Annotated in this window: 22 protein-coding genes and 2 pseudogenes; 19 read left to right on the top strand and 5 right to left on the bottom strand. The window is 39.6% G+C overall.

What is annotated here, in order from left to right:
- The first annotated feature begins 203 nt into the window (after nucleotides 1-203).
- The gene (locus tag AC1TPB_RS04215) at nucleotides 204-380 is read left to right on the top strand and encodes a hypothetical protein (RefSeq protein ID WP_482075333.1); all 177 of its coding nucleotides are present in this window, start codon (nucleotides 204-206) and stop codon (nucleotides 378-380) included.
- Between the two features lie 7 nt (nucleotides 381-387).
- Here AC1TPB_RS04215 and AC1TPB_RS04210 read toward each other — a convergent pair whose 3' ends face one another.
- Nucleotides 388-1,617: an NAD(P)/FAD-dependent oxidoreductase gene (locus AC1TPB_RS04210; protein ID WP_482075332.1), complete on the bottom strand. Its 1,230-nt coding sequence runs from the start codon at nucleotides 1,615-1,617 to the stop codon at nucleotides 388-390.
- A gap of 29 nt (nucleotides 1,618-1,646) precedes the next feature.
- The gene (locus AC1TPB_RS04205; protein WP_482075331.1) at nucleotides 1,647-2,567 is read right to left on the bottom strand and encodes an AraC family ligand binding domain-containing protein; all 921 of its coding nucleotides are present in this window, start codon (nucleotides 2,565-2,567) and stop codon (nucleotides 1,647-1,649) included.
- 163 nt (nucleotides 2,568-2,730) lie between these two features.
- Between AC1TPB_RS04205 and AC1TPB_RS04200 the strand changes: the two genes are divergently transcribed.
- The gene (locus AC1TPB_RS04200) at nucleotides 2,731-3,900 is read left to right on the top strand and encodes a galactokinase (RefSeq protein ID WP_482075330.1); all 1,170 of its coding nucleotides are present in this window, start codon (nucleotides 2,731-2,733) and stop codon (nucleotides 3,898-3,900) included.
- Nucleotides 3,901-3,939: 39 nt separating this feature from the next.
- On the opposite strand, the gene AC1TPB_RS04195 is transcribed toward AC1TPB_RS04200, so the two are convergent.
- Nucleotides 3,940-4,083, bottom strand: coding sequence for a hypothetical protein (locus AC1TPB_RS04195; RefSeq protein WP_482075329.1), 144 nt, complete (start codon nucleotides 4,081-4,083; stop codon nucleotides 3,940-3,942).
- A 101-nt stretch (nucleotides 4,084-4,184) separates the two neighbouring features.
- On the opposite strand from AC1TPB_RS04195, the gene galE reads away from it, so the two are divergent.
- The 3 genes from galE to AC1TPB_RS04180 all read left to right on the top strand — a co-directional run bounded on the left by galE (nucleotide 4,185) and on the right by AC1TPB_RS04180 (nucleotide 7,436).
- Nucleotides 4,185-5,171, top strand: a complete 987-nt coding sequence (gene galE / locus AC1TPB_RS04190; protein WP_482075328.1) for a UDP-glucose 4-epimerase GalE — start codon at nucleotides 4,185-4,187, stop codon at nucleotides 5,169-5,171.
- Nucleotides 5,172-5,201: 30 nt separating this feature from the next.
- Nucleotides 5,202-6,782 carry a UDP-glucose--hexose-1-phosphate uridylyltransferase gene (locus tag AC1TPB_RS04185; protein ID WP_482075327.1) on the top strand — a complete coding sequence of 527 codons (1,581 nt, stop codon included), beginning with the start codon at nucleotides 5,202-5,204 and terminating at the stop codon, nucleotides 6,780-6,782.
- 219 nt (nucleotides 6,783-7,001) lie between these two features.
- Nucleotides 7,002-7,436: a hypothetical protein gene (locus AC1TPB_RS04180; protein ID WP_482075326.1), complete on the top strand. Its 435-nt coding sequence runs from the start codon at nucleotides 7,002-7,004 to the stop codon at nucleotides 7,434-7,436.
- Between the two features lie 67 nt (nucleotides 7,437-7,503).
- Here AC1TPB_RS04180 and AC1TPB_RS04175 read toward each other — a convergent pair whose 3' ends face one another.
- A complete protein-coding gene (locus AC1TPB_RS04175; protein ID WP_482075325.1) occupies nucleotides 7,504-7,728 on the bottom strand; it encodes a DUF1128 family protein in 225 nt (74 codons plus the stop codon).
- 151 nt (nucleotides 7,729-7,879) lie between these two features.
- Between AC1TPB_RS04175 and yyaC the strand changes: the two genes are divergently transcribed.
- The 10 genes from yyaC (at nucleotide 7,880) to tsaD (ending at nucleotide 17,458) form a co-directional block, all read left to right on the top strand.
- Complete coding sequence (gene yyaC, locus AC1TPB_RS04170; protein ID WP_482075324.1) at nucleotides 7,880-8,428, top strand: spore protease YyaC; 549 nt, start codon at nucleotides 7,880-7,882, stop codon at nucleotides 8,426-8,428.
- A 4-nt stretch (nucleotides 8,429-8,432) separates the two neighbouring features.
- Nucleotides 8,433-9,266 (top strand): alpha/beta fold hydrolase, encoded by an 834-nt coding sequence (locus AC1TPB_RS04165; RefSeq protein WP_482075323.1) that lies wholly within the window; start codon nucleotides 8,433-8,435, stop codon nucleotides 9,264-9,266.
- Between the two features lie 34 nt (nucleotides 9,267-9,300).
- Nucleotides 9,301-10,500 (top strand): class I SAM-dependent methyltransferase, encoded by a 1,200-nt coding sequence (locus AC1TPB_RS04160; protein ID WP_482075322.1) that lies wholly within the window; start codon nucleotides 9,301-9,303, stop codon nucleotides 10,498-10,500.
- A 103-nt stretch (nucleotides 10,501-10,603) separates the two neighbouring features.
- Entirely contained in the window at nucleotides 10,604-12,295 is a 1,692-nt protein-coding gene (locus AC1TPB_RS04155; protein ID WP_482075321.1) for a sensor domain-containing diguanylate cyclase, read from the top strand.
- Between the two features lie 74 nt (nucleotides 12,296-12,369).
- Nucleotides 12,370-13,452, top strand: a complete 1,083-nt coding sequence (locus tag AC1TPB_RS04150) for an HD-GYP domain-containing protein (RefSeq protein ID WP_482075320.1) — start codon at nucleotides 12,370-12,372, stop codon at nucleotides 13,450-13,452.
- 162 nt (nucleotides 13,453-13,614) lie between these two features.
- A complete protein-coding gene (gene thiL / locus AC1TPB_RS04145; RefSeq protein WP_482075319.1) occupies nucleotides 13,615-14,658 on the top strand; it encodes a thiamine-phosphate kinase in 1,044 nt (347 codons plus the stop codon).
- A gap of 17 nt (nucleotides 14,659-14,675) precedes the next feature.
- Nucleotides 14,676-15,164: a tRNA (adenosine(37)-N6)-threonylcarbamoyltransferase complex ATPase subunit type 1 TsaE gene (gene tsaE, locus AC1TPB_RS04140; protein WP_482075318.1), complete on the top strand. Its 489-nt coding sequence runs from the start codon at nucleotides 14,676-14,678 to the stop codon at nucleotides 15,162-15,164.
- Complete coding sequence (tsaB, locus tag AC1TPB_RS04135) at nucleotides 15,161-15,964, top strand: tRNA (adenosine(37)-N6)-threonylcarbamoyltransferase complex dimerization subunit type 1 TsaB (RefSeq protein ID WP_482075317.1); 804 nt, start codon at nucleotides 15,161-15,163, stop codon at nucleotides 15,962-15,964. The genes tsaE and tsaB overlap by 4 nt, the downstream gene beginning before the upstream one ends.
- The gene (rimI, locus tag AC1TPB_RS04130) at nucleotides 15,961-16,452 is read left to right on the top strand and encodes a ribosomal protein S18-alanine N-acetyltransferase (protein WP_482075316.1); all 492 of its coding nucleotides are present in this window, start codon (nucleotides 15,961-15,963) and stop codon (nucleotides 16,450-16,452) included. The genes tsaB and rimI overlap by 4 nt, the downstream gene beginning before the upstream one ends.
- Nucleotides 16,445-17,458 (top strand): tRNA (adenosine(37)-N6)-threonylcarbamoyltransferase complex transferase subunit TsaD, encoded by a 1,014-nt coding sequence (gene tsaD / locus AC1TPB_RS04125; RefSeq protein WP_482075315.1) that lies wholly within the window; start codon nucleotides 16,445-16,447, stop codon nucleotides 17,456-17,458. Before rimI ends, tsaD begins: the two co-directional genes overlap by 8 nt.
- Before the next feature lie 50 nt (nucleotides 17,459-17,508).
- Here tsaD and AC1TPB_RS04120 read toward each other — a convergent pair whose 3' ends face one another.
- On the bottom strand, nucleotides 17,509-17,874 hold the full coding sequence (locus AC1TPB_RS04120; protein WP_482075314.1) for a hypothetical protein: 366 nt from the start codon (nucleotides 17,872-17,874) through the stop codon (nucleotides 17,509-17,511).
- Between the two features lie 788 nt (nucleotides 17,875-18,662).
- Here AC1TPB_RS04120 and AC1TPB_RS04115 point away from each other — a divergent pair.
- The 4 genes and pseudogenes from AC1TPB_RS04115 to AC1TPB_RS04100 all read left to right on the top strand — a co-directional run.
- Nucleotides 18,663-18,809, top strand: coding sequence for a response regulator (locus AC1TPB_RS04115; protein WP_482075453.1), 147 nt, complete (start codon nucleotides 18,663-18,665; stop codon nucleotides 18,807-18,809).
- Between the two features lie 18 nt (nucleotides 18,810-18,827).
- Nucleotides 18,828-18,986 carry a response regulator gene (locus AC1TPB_RS04110; RefSeq protein WP_482075313.1) on the top strand — a complete coding sequence of 53 codons (159 nt, stop codon included), beginning with the start codon at nucleotides 18,828-18,830 and terminating at the stop codon, nucleotides 18,984-18,986.
- Nucleotides 18,973-19,104: pseudogene (locus tag AC1TPB_RS04105) on the top strand (methyl-galactoside ABC transporter substrate-binding protein); the annotation flags it as partial. The gene AC1TPB_RS04110 and the pseudogene AC1TPB_RS04105, both read left to right, overlap by 14 nt.
- Nucleotides 19,105-19,119: 15 nt before the next feature.
- A pseudogene (locus tag AC1TPB_RS04100) lies at nucleotides 19,120-19,350 on the top strand (ATP-binding cassette domain-containing protein); the annotation flags it as partial.
- Nucleotides 19,351-19,474: the final 124 nt, after the last annotated feature.

Genomic DNA, 19,474 nt, shown 5'->3' with positions numbered 1-19,474 from the left:
GTGCACGAGCGGTTAAATGCCCGAAATATCCAATAAAGGTTCAAAAAGCGGGCTTTCCAAGTTCGCTTCATCTTCGATGCCGAATAACCTACGCTAGCATAATCATCGTTATCAAAGTCCGCTTTTTTATACGGTGTCTTCCCAGAAAAACTCCTTTCAGGTGGTGGCCGTTAGGCCATGTTAGTTTTGAACTGCCTCTTACAATGAAGGTTCAACAAGTGGGCTTTCAGAACCGAGCAGTTGAGACGCTACTTGAGAAAGACGGAAGCGCAAATGTACATGATTACGTACATGCGAACCGTACTTTCCAAGTTCGTTTCAAATGCGATGTCGAATATGCTACGTTAGCACACTCATCGTTATCAAAGCCCGCTTTTTGAACTACCCTTAGCGGTCAAGCTTGACGATTTCGGCTAGATCATCCATATCCCCCGAACCAGAGATAATATTCGTTAATAATTCAGCGCCAAGCATACTAGATATAGTTCCGTTACCGCCATAACCAAGAATATACATAATATGTTCATCAGCAGGGTCTACACCGAGATAGGGAAGCTGATCTGCCGTTTCCGCAAAGGTTGCATTCCAACTGTAATCAATCTGGAGATCATATTCGGGAAAAAGTTTACGTAATTCTGCTAACAATGTATTGTTATGGGCATCAACAGATGCATTATTATGATTTGGAGTCTGGATATTTTCATCAAGTCCACCGACAATAATTCTTGAATCAATCGTCGTTCGCAAATATAAATAGGGACGGGCAGTTTCCCAAATCATATATTTTTCATACCAGCTCGTTAGATCGTCCACAGGATTTGTAACAATAACATAAGAACGGTTAAGAGCAGAATGAAAGAACTGTTGATGAAGTTGTCCAGGCTGATAGCCAATGGCATAGACAATATATTCACATTCAACATTGTGAATGTTATTGACGGTAACTCGATATTTCCCGTTAGATAATCGTTCATGGTCACTAACTAACGATTTTTCATACAAATGACAGCCTTGTTCTGCTAAGTATTGTGCAAGACTTAATACAAACAGATAAGGATTGACTTCGGCATCGCCATGTGTAATTAATGCAGTACCTTTTGAGAATGGAAAATGCTGCTCGATTTGTTGTGAACCCCATAATTCGCAAGGTAAATCCAAGCTTAGCAATGCCTCATATTCTTGCTGAAGCTTAATAATATCCTCTTCGCTGCTACAGTATTGCATGCTTGTCCGAGGATAGAAATGAGCATCACCCACATGTTTTTGGAGAGTAGAGGCGATACGCTTGAGCCAGTCTAATGCCAGGTAACAGTAGCGATAGTAAATATCTGCTTTTTCACGACCGATCGTACTTCTTAATTCGTGTAACATAATGTCATTACAATATTGCAACAAGCCAGTACTAGCCAAGGAACTACCCTCTGCGATTTGATCGCCTTCAAGCAAGACAAAATCAATACCTTGTTCTTGAAGCGTGTAGGCCATTAATAATCCAGATATCCCGCCACCAACAATAAGTACTTTTGTTGTTAGAGATTGTTCTAATGTAGGCCAGTTGGATGGCATCGTATCAAATGTATTCCAATAAAAATCTCCTGTATGAAGCTCTTTCATCATATTCACCTCTGAGCTTAGTATATCCATTATTACATTTGATCTAATACTCGTTTGCGATATGAAGTAGGAGATTGTTGGTAACGCTTTTTGAATTGTTTAGAAAAATAAAGCGCATCTTGAATACCAACGGAAGCAGATACTTGTTCGATCGTTAGTTCATGACGTTCTCTAAGTAAACGTTTAGCGTTATCTAATCGTAACTGTAACAAAAAAGTGCTAGGAGTAACTCCGATTTTTTGTTTGAATATACGGGAAAGATAAGCACGATTATAACCGAGTGCTTCTGCCATATGTTCGATGGAGACGGGGTGTGTATACTGAGTTGTCAAATAATGCACAATCTGATTATGCAGCTGATGTTCATTAATTTGTTGTCGATGCAATCCATGATCAGATGGTTGCTGAGCTCTTCCATATTCGGACATGATCATATGTAGTAATCCCGAGGCGTATATCGATGAAGTAGGGTGGCTATAACGGAATGCCTCTAAAATATCTTGATAGTAGGAACCGACCGGTTCAACGGGAACATTATTCATTACTTCACAACCAGAAGTGAAACCAGCTATTGTTACGAGTTGTTCTGCTTGCTCGCCTCGAAAAGCGACCCAGCGATAGTGCCAAGGATCATTATTATCGGATTCATAGGAAATTAATTCATTAGGGCGAATAAGAAAGGTATCACCTGCATTTAATTCGTAACGCTTATGCTCTGTAATAAAGCTTCCGCTACCTGAAAGAATGACATGCATAAGATAAAAGTCATATACTTTAGGACCAAGTCGATGGTTCGGTTTCGTATAGCTTTCACCTGCAAACAACACATGAAGCCATTGCTGATTAGGTTCAGTCATATCAGGATTCGAAGCTACACGATACGATTCTTTTGTGCTTTCATCGTCTGCATAATGTTGATTCGGCTTCAGAAGCTCATGAGAGGACTTTTCCATTAGATCACCTCTCCTTTCTTGTCTACATATTATCATGAAATGTGTAGTAAAGTCACATTAATCCATATAGACTTCACTTGCCACCATTTTGTTAGTACTTAAACTACTATATACTGAATGCAATATCACTTAACAAATTTGATGAAAAAGGAATGTGATAACAATGGCAAATATTCAAGAACTAAAAGAACAATTTGTACAACGCTTCGGAACCTCTAATGAAGAAATTAAAGTATTCCATGCTCCAGGTCGCGTTAACTTAATTGGTGAACATACAGATTACAATGGCGGTTATGTTTTCCCAGCTGCCCTAACTTTCGGAACAACATTAATTGTACGTAAACGTGCAGATAAAGGACTAGGCCTTGCATCTACAAACTTCGCAGACACGAAAGTATTGAGCGTAGACAAGGTTGTCTATGATGAAGCAGACGACTGGATGAACTATCCAAAAGGAATCGTTAACGAAATTCTTCAAACGGGAGTTGTGTTCAGTTCCGGTTATGATCTTCTATTCCACGGTGAAATTCCTAATGGTGCTGGGCTTTCTTCTTCTGCTTCGATCGAAGTAGTAACAGCATTTGCTTTACTTACATTAGAAAATCAACCAGTAGACACTGTGAAAATCGCATTAATGGCTCAAAAATCGGAAAATGAGTTTAATGGCGTACAATGCGGAATTATGGATCAATTTGCTGTAGCTAATGGTAAGAAAGATCATGCCATTCTACTTATGTGCGATACGCTTGAATATGATCTAGTACCTTTCAACTCTGGTGATTATAAATTAGTTATCGGGAACACAAACAAACGCCGTGGATTAGTTGACTCTGCGTACAATGAGCGCCGTGCACAATGTGAGCAGGCAGTTCAAGATTTACGTGCTGACCACCCAGCGTTAACATTACTTGGTCAACTCAATATTGAGCAATTCAATACATCTAAGCATCTAATTAAAGACGAAGTTGTATTGAAGCGTGCACAGCATGTTGTTGAAGAGATTGATCGTGTACTGCAATCGATGACGGCATTAAAAGCGAATGATCTTGTGCAATTTGGCCAATTAATGAATGGTTCGCATGATTCACTTCGTGATCTATATGAAGTAACAGGTTCTGAGTTAGATGCGATGGTTGCAGCAGCTCGCAGGGTTCCAGGCGTATTAGGTGCTCGTATGACGGGAGCAGGCTTTGGAGGATGTACAGTTTCTCTTGTTCATCAGGATTCTATCGAGCAATTCAAAGAGCAAGTAGCTAGTGAATATACAGCTGAAACGGGACTTGTGGCTGAGTTCTATGTGTGCACAATAGGCAACGGCGTAGAGCAGTTGTAGAGGAAATTCAAAAAATGGACTTTGATATCGATGATTAGGCTAGCGTAGCGTATTCGACATCGCATCTGAAACGAACTTGGAAAGTACGGTTCGCGTGTACCAACTACGTACACTTGCGCTTCCGCCTTTCTCAAGTAGCGTTTCACCTGCTCGAATCTGAAAGCCCACTTTTTGAACCTTCATTGGAAGTTTCGTGCATTGACCGCTCGTGTACTTATACCGTACACGTTGCTGGCGAAGGCGAGAAGTACATTTAGTAAACAAAAATTTGAGGAGATGATATCATGGCAGTTCTAGTAACAGGTGGCGCGGGATATATTGGGTCTCATACGGTAGCGGCTTTGCATGAGCGTGGAGAAGAAATCATTATTCTTGATAATTTGCAACAAGGTCATAAAGAGGCGCTTCTAGGCGGTAAGCTTTATGTTGGCGATCTTCGTGACAATGATATTCTCGATAAAGTGTTTACTGAAAACGAAATTGATGCGGTTATTCACTTTGCAGCTAACTCTCTAGTTGGTGAGAGTATGAAGAATCCGGGTAAATATTATAACAACAACGTATTTGGAACACTTTGCTTGCTTGAAAAGATGAACGAATACAATGTTAAGCAAATCGTATTCTCTTCTACTGCAGCAACGTATGGCGAGCCTGAAAGTGTTCCTATCGATGAATACGATCGTACAACGCCAACGAATGCTTATGGTGAAACAAAGCTAGCTATGGAAAAAATGATGAAATGGTTTGATGTTGCTTACGGTGTTAAGTACATTTCACTTCGTTACTTTAACGCTGCTGGTGCTCATGATAGCGGAAAAATTGGTGAAGCACATGATCCTGAAACTCATCTTATTCCAATCGTATTGGAAGCAGCTTTAGGTAAAAGACCGCATATCTCTGTATTCGGCGATGACTATGCGACAGAAGATGGTACATGTATTCGTGACTATATTCACGTAAGTGATCTTGCTGATGCACATTTGCGTGCAGTTGATGCATTGCGTAAAGGTTCAGACAGCGCTGTATATAATCTTGGAAGCAGCCATGGCTTCTCAGTGAAAGAAGTTATCGATATTGCTCGTGAAGTAACCGGTCGTGAAATTCCAGTTGTCATGGAACAACGTCGTGCAGGTGATCCAGCCGTTCTAGTCGCTTCATCAACTCGTGCACGTGAAGAGCTTGGCTGGAGTCCTGACCGTAGTAATTTGAAGGATATTATCGCAAGCGCTTGGAGTTGGCATGTTAACCATCCAAACGGATATAACGAGTAACATTATTGCGCAGCAGGAAGGAGTATCTTTATGACTACACAAACGACTACAACCGCAGAGCAAGCATTATTACAAATTGAACGTCTTGTACAATTTGCGGATCAGCAGCAGATGATTCAAACAGCAGATATTGATTACGCAAGAAATGCATTATTAGATCTTTTCAAATTCGATGAGCCATACGAGGGTGAAGTTCCTACAGAACAATTAACTTCTCCAGTAGAAGTATTGGAAGGTTTACTTGATTATGGATTTGAAATTGGTTTAATTCCTGAAGAAACATTAACGTATCGTGATTTGCTTGATGCGAAAATAATGGGCTTATTGATGCCTCGTCCTTCAGAGTTAATCGCTATTTTCAATAAGCTTGCTCAGGAAAAAGGGATTTCAGCAGCAACGGATATGTTCTACAAATTGAGTATTGATAGTAATTATATCCGCATGGATCGTATCGCAAAAAATCCAAGCTGGTTACATGCTACTAATTATGGCGATCTTCAAATTACTGTTAATTTGTCCAAGCCAGAAAAAGATCCTAAGGAAATTGCTTTGTTGAAAACATTACCTTCCGCAAAGTATCCGAAATGTTTATTATGTGCAGAAAACGTCAACTACGCAGGACGGGTTAATCATCCAGCGAGACAAAACCTAAGAACGATTCCGATTGTGCTTCAAAACGAACAATGGCATATACAGTATTCTCCATATGTGTACTACAATGAACACAGTATTGTATTTAAAGGTGTACATGAGCCGATGGTTGTTTCGCATAGCTCAATGGCGCGCTTGCTTGATTTTGTAGAACAATATCCACATTACTTTATCGGATCAAATGCAGATCTTCCGATCGTTGGTGGTTCCATTCTATCGCATGATCATTTCCAAGCAGGTAAACATGTTTTCCCAATGGAAACAGCGCCAATCGAATTAAGCTTCACATCTAAGCAATATCCGAGTGTGAAACTAGGCATTGTACAATGGCCAATGTCAGTCATTCGTCTGCAAAGTAGTTCTAAAGAAGAAGTGAAACAGCTAGCTGCTTCTATTCTTGACCAATGGAAAGCATACAGTGATGCATCTGCAGACATTTATGCTTTTACGGAAGAAGAAGATGGCAAGCTTACACCTCATAATACAATAACGCCAATCGCTAGATTGCTGGATAATGGTGATTTCGAGCTTGATCTTGTACTTCGTAATAATCGTACAAGCAAGCAGTACCCAGATGGTATTTTCCATCCACATCAACATTTACATCATATTAAAAAAGAAAATATTGGCTTAATTGAAGTGATGGGGCTTGCCGTATTGCCTGGTCGCTTGAAGGCAGAACTGTCTCAAATTGCTGATCTATTGAGTAATGATGACGCTGCAGCTATTCAAGCAACAGCAGAGGCGACTCATCCGCTTCATAATCATTCGCATTGGATTGTTGAACTAGCGGAGCAGCATGGTACTAGCTTGTCTGCGCAAGAGGCTAATACGCTTGTACAATCGCAAACTGGTGGAAAATTCCTTGAAGTATTGCATGATGCAGGAGTGTATAAACGTACAGAAGCTGGTCAAACAGCATTTAAAGCGTTTATTAAGTCGATGGGCTTTCAACAATAATATGTTTAAGTGATGAATTATTAGAAAAATCCTATTTGTTTCTAACAAATGGGATTTTTTTGTTGTAATTATATAAGGGGTATGGTATTTTTTATGTAATTATGAAATTTCATAGTGATTTATTATACAATTGTCTAAGCTAGTGCTTTCGATGTTACTTTTATTGATAAGAAGTCGCATCCAATGAAGAACATAAAAGTTTAGGATGGAGGGGTTGTAATGGCTGAAAAGATGTTACCACTGGAAGAATTTCTGAAGCTTGACTCTGATGATCAAGTTGAGAAGTTAAAACGTTGGAAAATGGATTACACGCTCAAAGATATTCGTGAAACGTGGAATTTTAAACATTCTGCACAGTATTATATGCTACTGAAGAAATTGCGTATCTATGAGCGCGTTGTGAATAAGTCTGATAAGTTTTATCCACAACCTGATAATCAGCGACTAGGTACAGATGGCATCTGGAGAAATTACGGAGGTAATAGCTTCAATACACCAGGAGATCATTTTAACTTCCATCTCAATACGAAACTTTCAGGGACAGAACTAGCAGATAAGCTAGAAAGAATTGCTTTTTTCTTACGCGGTGAAGCGAAGGAAGTCGATGTGAAATTATCCGTTATTGTTACAGAACAAGGAAATTCTGGAGATTAGTATATTGTACATGTCTACTATAAAAACTGCCTCCGATGACGATGACATCGGAGGCGGTTTTTTCGTATTAGTTACGTAGTTTCCCTAATTCTGAGACAATCGCTTCTACTTCACTAATACTGAATTTATCTTTGGAAGTAATCACTTCATATATGTCCTTAATATCTTCATATTTATCCAAGTTATAACTTGAAGCTTGCATCGCCGCAGCAGATGCCATTTTTAATTTGGATTTAATTTCTTCGATCATAATAACCATATTTTCCATTGATGCTTGTTGTAAATCTGCCAATCTAAACACCCCTTCAAGTTTTCAGTTATCACTTATTGTAACATGATTTGCTATATGAAGCTTAACAAATTGAACTGCCTTAGAAAATTCGCTACAATAGCAGTATGCACTGGGGATCGAATAAAGTAGTTATGATAGAGAGGACATTGTAATGCAACAATTCATGGAGCAACTTTTGATCGAGCCGATTGCGATCGAGCAGGATATCTATGTTAAGGTAATGCAGGATCTCGAGCCTATTCATAGTAAAGGCTTAAGGAAAGAGGATGTTGTATTTGTATGTATTGGTACAGATCGCTCAACTGGAGATGCTTTTGGGCCACTTATGGGCACGGTATTACAACAATTAGCATTTCCACATGTAATCGGCACATTAGCTAAGCCATGTGATGCATATAAAGTAGAACAAGCCGTACAACAGCTTCCATCACATAAATTAATTATTGCTATCGATGCTTGCCTTGGTAATGAGAAAACAGTCGGTACCTTTATTATTAGAGAAGGTTCCCTTCAACCAGGAGCAGCAACGGGAAGAAGATTACCACCAGTTGGGCATTATAGTATTGCAGCAATTATTAATGAAAATGGACCTAAAGCTTATTGGAAAATTCAAAATACGTCGCTGTATACTGTACTAGGCATGGTTGCTACATTGCGACAAGCGGTGATCGATACTTGGGCATTGGATAAGGAGATATAGCATAATGAACGAACAAGATTTGTTATTAACGTTAGCTACGAAAACATATACATTATTAAATGGTGAAACGATCGCATATTTCGATTCGGCGCCACAACCATCCGAGCATATGCCAACTATAGTTCTGCTGCATGGATATTGTGGCAGCTCAGCATATTTCTCGAAGCTTATACCACTGTTAAGCGATCAATATCGTATTCTCGTGCCTGATCTTATCGGACATGGACATTCTACAGCTAGTGCGCAAGCGATCTACACGATGGAGCTTGCGGCCTCTTGGATCGATGAGTGGTTAACTAATATCGGAATAGCCGATATACATATATTGGGACATTCACTTGGTGGTTATATTACTTTAGCTGTTGCCCAGCGTAATCCGGGTTATCTTCGCTCGTTCGGGTTACTTCATTCCACCGCTTTGCCAGATAGTGAGCAGGCAAAAGCTAATCGTGATCAAGCTATTGCGACAGTCCAGCAACAAGGCGTAGTAAGCTTTGTATCAGCCTTAGTTGTGAAGTTATTTGCAGCGCCTGAGCGACAAACAGAGTTGTTAGACTACGCGCAGCAGATTGGTACATTAGCGTCATCTCACGCTGTTATTAGCTATGCGAGAGGGATGCAGCAACGAATAGACCGGACGGCAATAATTAGCAATGCTTCAATGCCAGTGCTGCTAGTATCAGGCGGCAAAGATAAAGTGGTTAATTCAGAGGGCACGTTTGCTGGGAGTAATCAGCATACCCACTGTCATATCATTGAGGAGTCTGGACATATGGGTATGCTAGAGATGCCAGTACAACTTGCAACAATCATTCAACAATTTGTGAACGAACAATAACAGCAACACTTATTTGGAAGGGGATATACAACACGTGAACGTAGATAATCAGCTAATGGAATTGCATAAGGAGCTTCAGCCATCGTTAATAGCAGGTACGCTATATCAAGCGATTTTTAGCTCTCCGAAAATAAAGGGTGAACAAATTGCTAATAAAGTTGTGATGCGCCCAATTCAATTAAAAGAAGGTTTATTTTATCAGTTTGAATCATACTATACTAATAAGGTGCTGCATCAAAATATAGCTGCAGCGGAAGCAATCGAAACGTTAATTCCTCTTATTCAAGAACAGTATAAGCAAATTCTTATTAAAGAGAAATCTACGCAGCTTCATATTCTTAGTAATAAAAAAGGTCAGCTTTCTATTAAAAGAAAACGTAATGAAGAGCAAGTTCCTGAGCAGACTATAAAGCCGCATAATCGCCAAAAGCGTCGTGTGCTTGAAGAAGGTACGCCAATTACGTTTCTCGTTGAACTAGGAATTATGACGGCTGAGGGGCGAGTTCATGCGAAGAAGCAAGATAAGTTCCGTCAAATTAATCGATTTCTAGAAATGGTTGAAGATGTTCTTGAATATTTACCAACTGATCGCACGTTGAAAATTGTAGATTTCGGCTGTGGAAAATCGTACTTAACGTTTGCCCTCTATCATTATTTAACGGTCCAGCAGCAACGTAATATTGAGATTATTGGTCTTGATCTGAAGAGTGATGTTATTCAATTATGTAATGACCTTGCAGAAAGGTTAGATTATAAATCCTTATCATTTTTAGTAGGTGATATTGCTGAGTATGAAGGATTATCGGAAGTGGATATGGTCGTTACGCTTCATGCTTGTGATACGGCTACAGATGCAGCGATCGGCAAAGCCGTCAATTGGGGTGCATCGGTTATTATGTCTGTACCGTGTTGTCAGCATGAATTATTTCCACAAGTGAGCAATGATATTCTTACTCCATTACTCAGTCAAGGATTGTTGAAGGAGCGTTTTGCGAGTTTAGCAACGGATGCGATTCGTGGTCAGTTGCTTGAAAGTATTGGTTATCGCGTGCAGATGCTAGAATTTATCGATCCTGAGCATACTCCGAAAAATTTATTGATTCGTGCGGTTAGACCGGAAGTCTTAACTTTTAATGAACAAAAGTGGGATCAATACGTACAATTCAAACAATTTATCGCTGTTCAGCACACGCTAGAGGGAGTTCTTAAGTCTCATTTACCGTTAAAAAACTAGTCTAAAGTCTCTTGTATTCATATAGTATACTGTTATTGTAATTGTAGTTTTATAAATAGTTTGATATAGTGGGATAAGTTGGATACATAAGTGGGTGAAATTGATGGGAATCACGATGTTAATCGATTTAGGTGTTTTTCTAGTCCTATTAGCCTTGCTAGTTTTTCTTATTTTTACTAAAACAATGTCGATACTTCATCGGGTGTATTTAGCGTTGCATCTTGCATTTATGCATTGGGCATTTTTGCAATTTGCTGCGGATACCACCTCATATTTACCGTATAAATTTATGTACTTACAAGCTTCTTATGCAGCATTATCGCTAACAGGTTTAGGTTCATTGGTATTAACATTGTATATTATGAATAAAAGCTCCTTCATCAAAACCTTCACATTTAAATTATTATCGCTTCCATGCATAATTACTACTATATTTATATTAATTAATCCGAATGATCTCTTCATAACGTTATATCAAGTTGGTGATTCTGAAAAACTATCTGCATACGGTAAACTATTCGGTTTGGCGATTGGACAACTGTTTATTTATGTTATCGCCTCACTATGTATGTTAATATGGTCTTATAGCAAGTCCGGGCAGCGAAGTGTAACTCGTAAACTAAGTAAATTTGCAATTATTGGAATTGGACTTATGTTTATTTTCGGTATCCTTGATCTTGTTGTTAATATTATTAATATTTCATGGTTTAGTCTATACTTCCCGATTTTATCGATTGGCATGATGTGTGCTGCTTCCTACATGACCTTTAAATTGAATCGAATCAATGTAATGGATATTATTAATCTGGCACATCGTGATGTTATGAATACGATGTCGGTCGGTATTCTTGTATTAGATCGAGATAATTTTATCGTTGAGATGAACCAACATGTGCAGGCGATTATTCCATTGCAAATTGGTAGCTTTTTCGATATTAGACGTATTCAAGAACATATTCCTGATACGGATTGGGGTAAGATCGAGAAACAATTCATTATTCGACAACATGATCCTTATTATAAGCTTGAATTTGAAGTATATACGAGAATGCCTAAAGAGAGTCATTTACAAGTTCAGTCTACTCCGATATTGAATCAAAGATCGAAGTTAATGGGCTATATGTTCACGATGCAAGAAGTGACGGAAATTAAGCAATTAGCGGAAAGTACGAAGAAACAAAATATATTGCTACAGCAGCGAAATTCCGAATTAATTAAAACTCAAGAAAAATTATATGAAGCGAATAAGAAGTTAGAAAAAATTGCAGTTACAGATGTGCTAACGGAATGTTATAATCGAAGGTATCTTATGCAGTTTTTGGAGTATGAACTACCACGTAATATTACGAATAGAGTACCATTTACTATTATTATTATCGATATCGATTATTTTAAGCTTATTAATGATGCCTATGGTCATTTGAATGGTGATATTGTTCTTGTTCAAACAGCACGTAAAGTTAGTGAAGCATTGCGCAAACATGATATATTAGCCCGTTATGGTGGCGAAGAATTTATTGTGTATTTACCGCAGTTATCTAGAGCAGAGGCACAACAAAAAGCTGAGGATATCAAAAATGAAATTGAGTATAATCGAATATGGATTGAGGAAGTAAAGGATGAGATTTCAGTAACGATCAGTGTAGGGGTTGTAACGATTGAAGATTATGACCAATTTCACATTACTGATTCTAAAGTTCTATTACATGAGATTATGAGTTTAGCCGATACAGCATTATATGAAGCAAAATACAAAGGGCGAAATCTGATTGTCAATCGTAGTTTTGCTATCTAGAGATTAGGTCGTTATACAATACGTATAACGACCTATAGATATTACTAGGCAGAGAAGAAAGCAGGGAAGTTGTAATGAAAAGATTGCACATAGATTTAGTGAGTGCAGGCGATGTTATTGCGAGAACTATCATCCAAGAGAACGGGAATGTATTGCTTGGAGCAGGTGTTGAACTTACAGTTCGTTACATCAATAGACTTCGTAATATGGGCATCGATTATTTATATATTGAAGATAAGCTTACCGAAGATATTATCCCTGATGAACCGATTTCAGAGGCTACTCGTGCAGTCGCAGTCAATGAAGTGTTTAAGACGATGAATGCGTTCAAAGATAATGAACTAGGCAAGGGGAGAATTATTGCTCCTAATATAGGAAAGAACTTTAGAGATGTTTTTGGAAGTATTATGTCCGATTTATCGTCTCGTCCCAATATACTTGTTAATTTAAGCAGCATACATTCGGCAGATTCTTATCTCTTTCAGCATTCGGTCAATGTCGCAATACTTTCAGGGATTATCGGACTTGCGAAAGGATTCAATCGCAACCAATTAGAGGAATTAGGTGTTGGAGCATTATTGTTTGATATCGGTATGACGAAAATGCCTGATAAGGTAATGAAGCAAACAGGGGATCTTACCAAAGCGGAACGTGAATTATTGGAGACGCACCCTCGTGAAGGATTTGAAATTTTACGTAAGTATCATGATGTATCATTAGTATCAGCGCATTGTGCGTTGCAGCATCATGAACGATTCAATGGCTCAGGTTATCCAAGACAATTGAAAGGTGACGAAACACATATTTATGCCCAAATTGTCGGGTTAGCTGATATGTATGATGCTTTAATCTCTCCGCGTCCACATCGAAAACGCTATACAACAAGTGAAGCGATAGAGTTTCTCTTTGCTGCAGGAGGAACGTACTTTGACCATGAATTAATTAAATTATTTTGTAGTCATATATCAATCTACCCGATTGCGACTATGCTGCTCCTTAACACTGGTCAGACCGTCGTTGTTGTACATAATAGCGAATTAGCTCTGCATCGCCCAACGGTAAGAGTATTGAAAGAAGCCGATGGCTCCACGCCTACAACGCCTTATCAATTAGATTTGAAAAATGAGCTTCATATTACGATTGTGAAGGAATTATAAATATGGTAGCTATAGGATCAGGTCATTCGAAGTTTCGTATGACCTATTTTGCTGTTTTGAACGACCTCTAGTAGTATTTGAAAGTAGCGATGATTAAGGTAAAATGAAGAATAGCATGGAGAGTAACCGATTCGATGACTAGTGAGGTAGGAGTGGAAGCTTGTGGATGAGTTTTCTCGAATTCGATATTGGAATGCCAAGCGGCAAGAGCAAGCCCTCAAGGTAAGCTTAGGCGTGAAAGTAGATATTGGTGACGATGCGGCAGTTGTAGCTTTGCCATATGAAGTCCGGCGGAATCAAAGTCAATATGAAACGCTATACACGGTAGATACGATGGTTGAAGATATACATTTCTCAAGCGAGACGACCGATTTTGAGCATATTGGTTATAAGGCATTAGCTGCGAATTTATCCGATATTGCTGCAATGGGTGGAATTCCTTTACATGCACTAATTGCGATAAGTATACCAGATCATTATTCAGCCGATCACGTCATGCAAATATATAATGGAATATATGATTGTGCGAACAGATATAAGGTGGCAATAGTTGGAGGAGATACAACGTCATCACCTCATAGCCTGATCCTCACTATTACTGTTATTGGCATGGTAGAGCAAGGTAAAGCTATTTTGCGCAGTGGTGCTAATGTAGGAGACATCGTATTTGTGACTGGTGTGCCTGGACAATCTGCTGCTGGCTTGCACTTTCTGCAGCATGCTAACACGAGTGAGTATCCAGTAGCACTCGTACAGTCGTTAATTCGCGCACATCAGCAGCCTGAGCCACATATACAGGCAGGAAGATTATTGAATGCCTCTAATGCATGTCATGCTTTAAATGATATTAGCGATGGCTTAATAAGTGAACTTGCGGAAATTGCGAAAGCTTCTCATGTAGATATCGTTATTGACGAGCATAACATACCGCTATCGGATTATATGTCTCAATATGCTGGGCAAAGTGGTCAATCGATGTTTGATTGGGTTCTCTATGGTGGGGAAGACTATATTCTAGTTGGTACCGCTAGTCGAGAACAGTTTACGAGCATTGAGACAAGCTTTCGTGAGCAACAACTACAACTCTACGCCATTGGAGAAGTAATAGCTGGAAATGGTGAAGTCTGGATGGATAGCTGGAATGATGGGCTTCAATTGCAGAAACGGAACCAAATTATGAATAGAGGATACAATCATTTTACATAAATGAGTGGTGATAGATAATGAATATTGAGATGAAACAATGGGAACTGAATATGACATCACAGCAGCAAACAGAACAACTAGCAAGAACTTTAGCAGAACTGGCATGGGGTGGCATGGTTATTGCGCTAGATGGTGATCTCGGTGCTGGTAAGACAACCTTTAGTAAAGCATATGCAGATCAGTTAGGGGTGCAAGGTATTGTAAGCAGTCCTACATTTACTATTATTAAGGAATATGAAGGTAGAGACTTACCATTCTATCATATGGATGTATATCGACTATCGATAGAGGAAGCCGATGAATTAGGGTTGGACGATTACTTCTATGGTCAAGGTGTAACGGTCATAGAATGGGCTAGTCTTATTACTGACATTATGCCGCCGCACTATTTATCGTTATTCATTGAATATGTCGATGATGAGCAGCGCTTAATTACAATAAAAGCATACGGCGAACGTTATGTTGGCTGTTTAGAGAAATTGATAGATGGGAGCACATCACAATGATGAAACAGCATACGCTACTAGCGATCGACACTTCAACTGCAATGATGGCAGGTGCTATATTGCAGCAGGGGAAAGTATTAGCGGAAGTTCAGACCGAGGCAGAGCGTAACCATTCTCTTCATATTATGACTAATATCGAGAGTATGCTGAAGGAAGCGAGCATGTCGGTTCGCGATATTACTGCGTTTGTTACGGGAATTGGACCTGGCTCCTATACTGGAGTTCGTATTGCGGTCACTGCAGCAAAGACATTGGCATGGAGTACGGGGAAGCCGGTTATTGGTGTATCCAGCTTGGAAGGTCTAGCTTATGGCGCATCACTTCAAACACAAGCACAAGACCCATTACAGCATAGTACTACGGCTGTCATTATCCCACTGATGGATGCTCGTAGAGGACAAGTATATACGGCTGCTTTCCAAGCCGATGGCGCGGGTAAGTGGGATCGGCTGCATAACGACCACATTGTATTGATGAATGATTGGTGTCAGTTATTACAAGAGCAGCTTCAACATTATGGGCAAGAAGAGATGACAGAGCTGTGGTTTGTTGGCGATGTGCAGCTTCATGAGGAAGCGATAGAACGATTGACGATCATTGCTAATCAACAGTCGCTGACAGTGCGTAGCTTAACTACTGCGATGTACGGCGAGGCTATTGCGCAGTTAGGAGCAGCGAAGCTGTTGCAAATGACGGAAGCGGAGCTTACGGCCGTTCATGATCTTGTACCTAATTACGCTCAACTGACAGAGGCTGAAGTGAAGCAAAATGCTAAGGAGCAGGAAGAGGGTCAAGCATGAACATTATAGAAAATGAACTTATTTTTCGAAAAATGACGCTTGAGGATATCCCTTTTATTGTGCAAATTGAGCTAGATGCTTTTGAAACACCATGGACGGAAGAGGCTTTTCGTAATGAACTAATGAATAATTTATTTGCACAATATATGGTGATGGAATATAAGAACGAGATTATTGGCTATGCAGGTATGTGGATTATTATTGATGAAGCGCATATTACGAATATTGCGATCCTAACACCTTATCGCGGGCTTGGTCTCGGCAAGAAATTAATTTATGAAATTCAGCGTACTGCACAATTTCTAGGTGCGGAAAAGATGACGCTCGAAGTTAGAGTAAGTAATATGCGGGCACAATCGCTCTATCGTAAATTTGGTTTCGAGGATGCTGGTGTTCGTCCACAATATTATTCAGATAACAACGAAGATGCACTTATTATGTGGGCACAATTGCAGCAGTCAGTGAATGGAGTGAATGAACTTGAATAATGAACTAATTTTGGCAATAGAGACAAGTTGTGATGAGACAAGTGCTGCTGTTATTAGAGGCGGCAAAGTTATATGTTCTAATATCGTCTCTAGTCAGATCGATATTCATGAGCGATTCGGCGGGGTTGTTCCTGAAATAGCCTCCCGTAAGCATGTTGAAAGCATTACACGGATTATTGAACAGGCAGTAGAACAATCAGGCTATGAAGCGACAGATTTGCATGCTATTGCTGTAACCGAAGGTCCAGGCTTAGTTGGAGCACTATTAGTTGGAAATGTAGCAGCAAAAAGCTTAGCCTTGTCGCTGGGGATTCCACTCATTGCGACACATCATATTGCGGGGCATATTTATGCTAGTCAACTAGAGCATGATTTGCAATTTCCTTCGTTGGCGATTGTTGTATCAGGTGGTCACACGGAGTTAGTTCTTCTCCCTGAAGAGGGTAAATTCATTATTATTGGTCGAACGCGTGATGACGCAGTAGGTGAAGCCTATGATAAAGTCGCTCGTGCTTTGAAACTTCCTTATCCAGGCGGTCCTTATATCGATCGTCTAGCACATCAAGCAGATGAAGTGATTGCGATGCCGAGAGCTTGGCTTGAGAAGGAAAGCTATGATTTCAGTTTTAGTGGCTTGAAGTCAGCAGTACTATCGCAAATTAATCAGCATCGCATGAAAGGCTTGGAATTGAATGAAGCAGCATTAGCGCGCGGCTTCCAAGAATCAGTTATCGATGTTGTTGTAACGAAAGCGCTACGGGCAGCCAAGCAATATGAAGTGAAACAAGTTGTACTATGCGGTGGTGTGGCGGCCAATCGTGGGCTGCGTGCTACGCTGCAGCAAAAATGCGAAGAGAAACGGATGCCTCTGATTATCCCATCACCAGGTCTTTGTACAGATAATGCAGCAATGATCGGTGCCGCGGCGCATGTGAAATATAAGCAAGGGGAGTTTGCGGGACTTGATATGAGGGCGGATCCAGGACTTTCACTAGAAGCCTGGTGAGAGGAAGTTCAAAAAGTGGGCTTTGATAACGAAGCGGATGCTGACGGAGCTTAGTCGGCATCGCATCTGAAGCGAACTTGGAAAGTACGGTTCGCGTGTACGTAATGATGTACACTTGCGCTTCCGCCTTTCTCAAGTAACGCTTCACCTGCTCGGTTCTGAAAGCCCGCTTTTTGAACCTTTAATTGAAGGGGAAGTTCAAAAAGCGGACTTTGATAACGAAGCGGATGCTGACGGAGCTTAGTTGGCATCGCATCTGAAGCGAACTTGGAAAGTATAGCATAAGCTTCCGATGCATGTTTCTTGCAGAAACATTGTAGGGCCGCGTGTACGTAATCATGTACACTTGCGCTTCCGCCTTTCTCAAGTAACGCTTCACCTGCTCGGTTCTGAAAGCCCGCTTTTTGAACCTTCATTTGAACTTCATTGGAAGCTTTGCACAATTGACCGCTCGTGTACTCGTGCCGTACACGTTGCTGGGTTTTGTTACATTGCGTGTGCTCGTGTACCAATAACGTACACATAGCTACTCGTTTTAGCTGTGGGTCATCTTCTTGATGCTGACAAGTGAATGTTTTGAACCTTTATTGGAAGTTTCGAGCATTTGACCGCTCGTGTATTCGTGCCGTACACGTTGCTGGGTTTTGTTACAATTCGTCTGATAACGGTAATTACGCTAACGTAGCTTTAACTAAATAAAAAATTAAAAATGCAGCATACGATAATTTCAATCGTATGCTGCATTTTTTGTTGTTGTGTATATTGTTATCCACATAGTCACAAATAAATGTGGGCAACTTCGTGAAACACAGTAAAATTAGGCGATTTTGAAAAGCTAAAATAAATGACGTTGTGTATAAGGTTTTCATCTATAAACAGTGAAAATTGTGGACAATGTGGATAACTACTGTTAACAACTTCCAGTATCTTAACTGAATCTTAAAAATCCCTTCATAATTGCATTTTCTTAATAGCATTAATGACAGAATTGACTAACAATTTATACACTATTGTTGATAAGTATGTTGATAACTTTAATTATTAATAATTAGATAATAGTTCATATTTTTTCCGAAACATACTATGATAGGTGAATAATAATTGTATAATATCGAGTAAAAGAAGAAGTTTAGGAGGAAACACTTTGTATAAATTACTCATTGTTGATGATGAGCCTGAAGTTACCGAAGGTTTGTAAGAGGCAATTGATTGGGAATGTTATCGTATTACTGGAATCTATACGGCAACTAACGGCAAGGAAGCGATGGAATTGTTCGATCGTGTAGAGCCGGATATTGTTGTAACAGATATCAGTATGCCTTATATGAACGGATTACAGCTAACAGAATGACTGAAAAAACATTAGCCATTGACGAAAGTTATTATTATTTCTGGTTATGATGATTTCCAATATGCGAAGCAGGCGATTCATCTTCAAGTAGAAGAATATTTATTAAAGCCTTTTTCTAATGCACAATTGCTAGAATCGATTATGAAAGTGATCGTGATGATCGATCAACCCAGTTGACCGTACAGCTGCTGGTGTCATTATTGATAAAGCGAAAAAAGCAAAGATTCCTGTCGTATTCCTTAACCGTGAGCCGTTAGCAGATGATCTTGCAAAATGGGATAAAGCATACTTCGTAGCTCTGTATTAGCGATTGAAGAAGCGGGTATTAAAGTTGAAAAGCTTACCAGGAGTACGGGCACTAGATGATGTCACATTGAATGTGCGGCCAGGGACGGTTCATGCATTGATGGGAGAAAATGGGGCAGGTAAATCTACGTTGATGAAATGCTTGTTTGGTATCTTTAGTCCCGATGAAGGTGAAATTTTTATTAACGGTGACAAAGTTGATATTAAAAACTCTAATGATGCATTGCGAAATGGAAATGTACAATAGATTGTAAAAGTATAAATAAGCCCTCAATGATGAGCCTAGTTGCGCTCGACTGTTGAGGGCTTACGCTATAAAAAAACAATTTCAAAAAAATGTTTATATTGTTAATGATTAA

This window comes from Paenibacillus sp. Y951, from assembly GCF_056786395.1.
Note: the sequence above shows the minus strand (reverse complement) of the source record. Positions and strands in the feature narration are given on the sequence as shown.

Excerpts from the sequence above, each read along its gene's own strand:
- AC1TPB_RS04200 (WP_482075330.1), top strand. The coding sequence starts at position 2,731 with ATGGCAAATATTCAAGAACTAAAAGAACAATTTGTACAACGCTTCGGA.
- AC1TPB_RS04165 (WP_482075323.1), top strand. The coding sequence starts at position 8,433 with ATGAACGAACAAGATTTGTTATTAACGTTAGCTACGAAAACATATACA.
- tsaE (WP_482075318.1), top strand. The coding sequence starts at position 14,676 with ATGAATATTGAGATGAAACAATGGGAACTGAATATGACATCACAGCAG.
- AC1TPB_RS04195 (WP_482075329.1), bottom strand. The coding sequence starts at position 4,083 with ATGAAGGTTCAAAAAGTGGGCTTTCAGATTCGAGCAGGTGAAACGCTA.
- rimI (WP_482075316.1), top strand. The coding sequence starts at position 15,961 with ATGAACATTATAGAAAATGAACTTATTTTTCGAAAAATGACGCTTGAG.
- AC1TPB_RS04155 (WP_482075321.1), top strand. The coding sequence starts at position 10,604 with ATGGGAATCACGATGTTAATCGATTTAGGTGTTTTTCTAGTCCTATTA.
- AC1TPB_RS04120 (WP_482075314.1), bottom strand. The coding sequence starts at position 17,874 with ATGAAGGTTCAAAAAGCGGGCTTTCAGAACCGAGCAGGTGAAGCGTTA.
- AC1TPB_RS04185 (WP_482075327.1), top strand. The coding sequence starts at position 5,202 with ATGACTACACAAACGACTACAACCGCAGAGCAAGCATTATTACAAATT.
- AC1TPB_RS04180 (WP_482075326.1), top strand. The coding sequence starts at position 7,002 with ATGGCTGAAAAGATGTTACCACTGGAAGAATTTCTGAAGCTTGACTCT.
- galE (WP_482075328.1), top strand. The coding sequence starts at position 4,185 with ATGGCAGTTCTAGTAACAGGTGGCGCGGGATATATTGGGTCTCATACG.
- AC1TPB_RS04150 (WP_482075320.1), top strand. The coding sequence starts at position 12,370 with ATGAAAAGATTGCACATAGATTTAGTGAGTGCAGGCGATGTTATTGCG.
- tsaB (WP_482075317.1), top strand. The coding sequence starts at position 15,161 with ATGATGAAACAGCATACGCTACTAGCGATCGACACTTCAACTGCAATG.
- AC1TPB_RS04205 (WP_482075331.1), bottom strand. The coding sequence starts at position 2,567 with ATGGAAAAGTCCTCTCATGAGCTTCTGAAGCCGAATCAACATTATGCA.
- yyaC (WP_482075324.1), top strand. The coding sequence starts at position 7,880 with ATGCAACAATTCATGGAGCAACTTTTGATCGAGCCGATTGCGATCGAG.
- AC1TPB_RS04210 (WP_482075332.1), bottom strand. The coding sequence starts at position 1,617 with ATGATGAAAGAGCTTCATACAGGAGATTTTTATTGGAATACATTTGAT.
- AC1TPB_RS04215 (WP_482075333.1), top strand. The coding sequence starts at position 204 with ATGAAGGTTCAACAAGTGGGCTTTCAGAACCGAGCAGTTGAGACGCTA.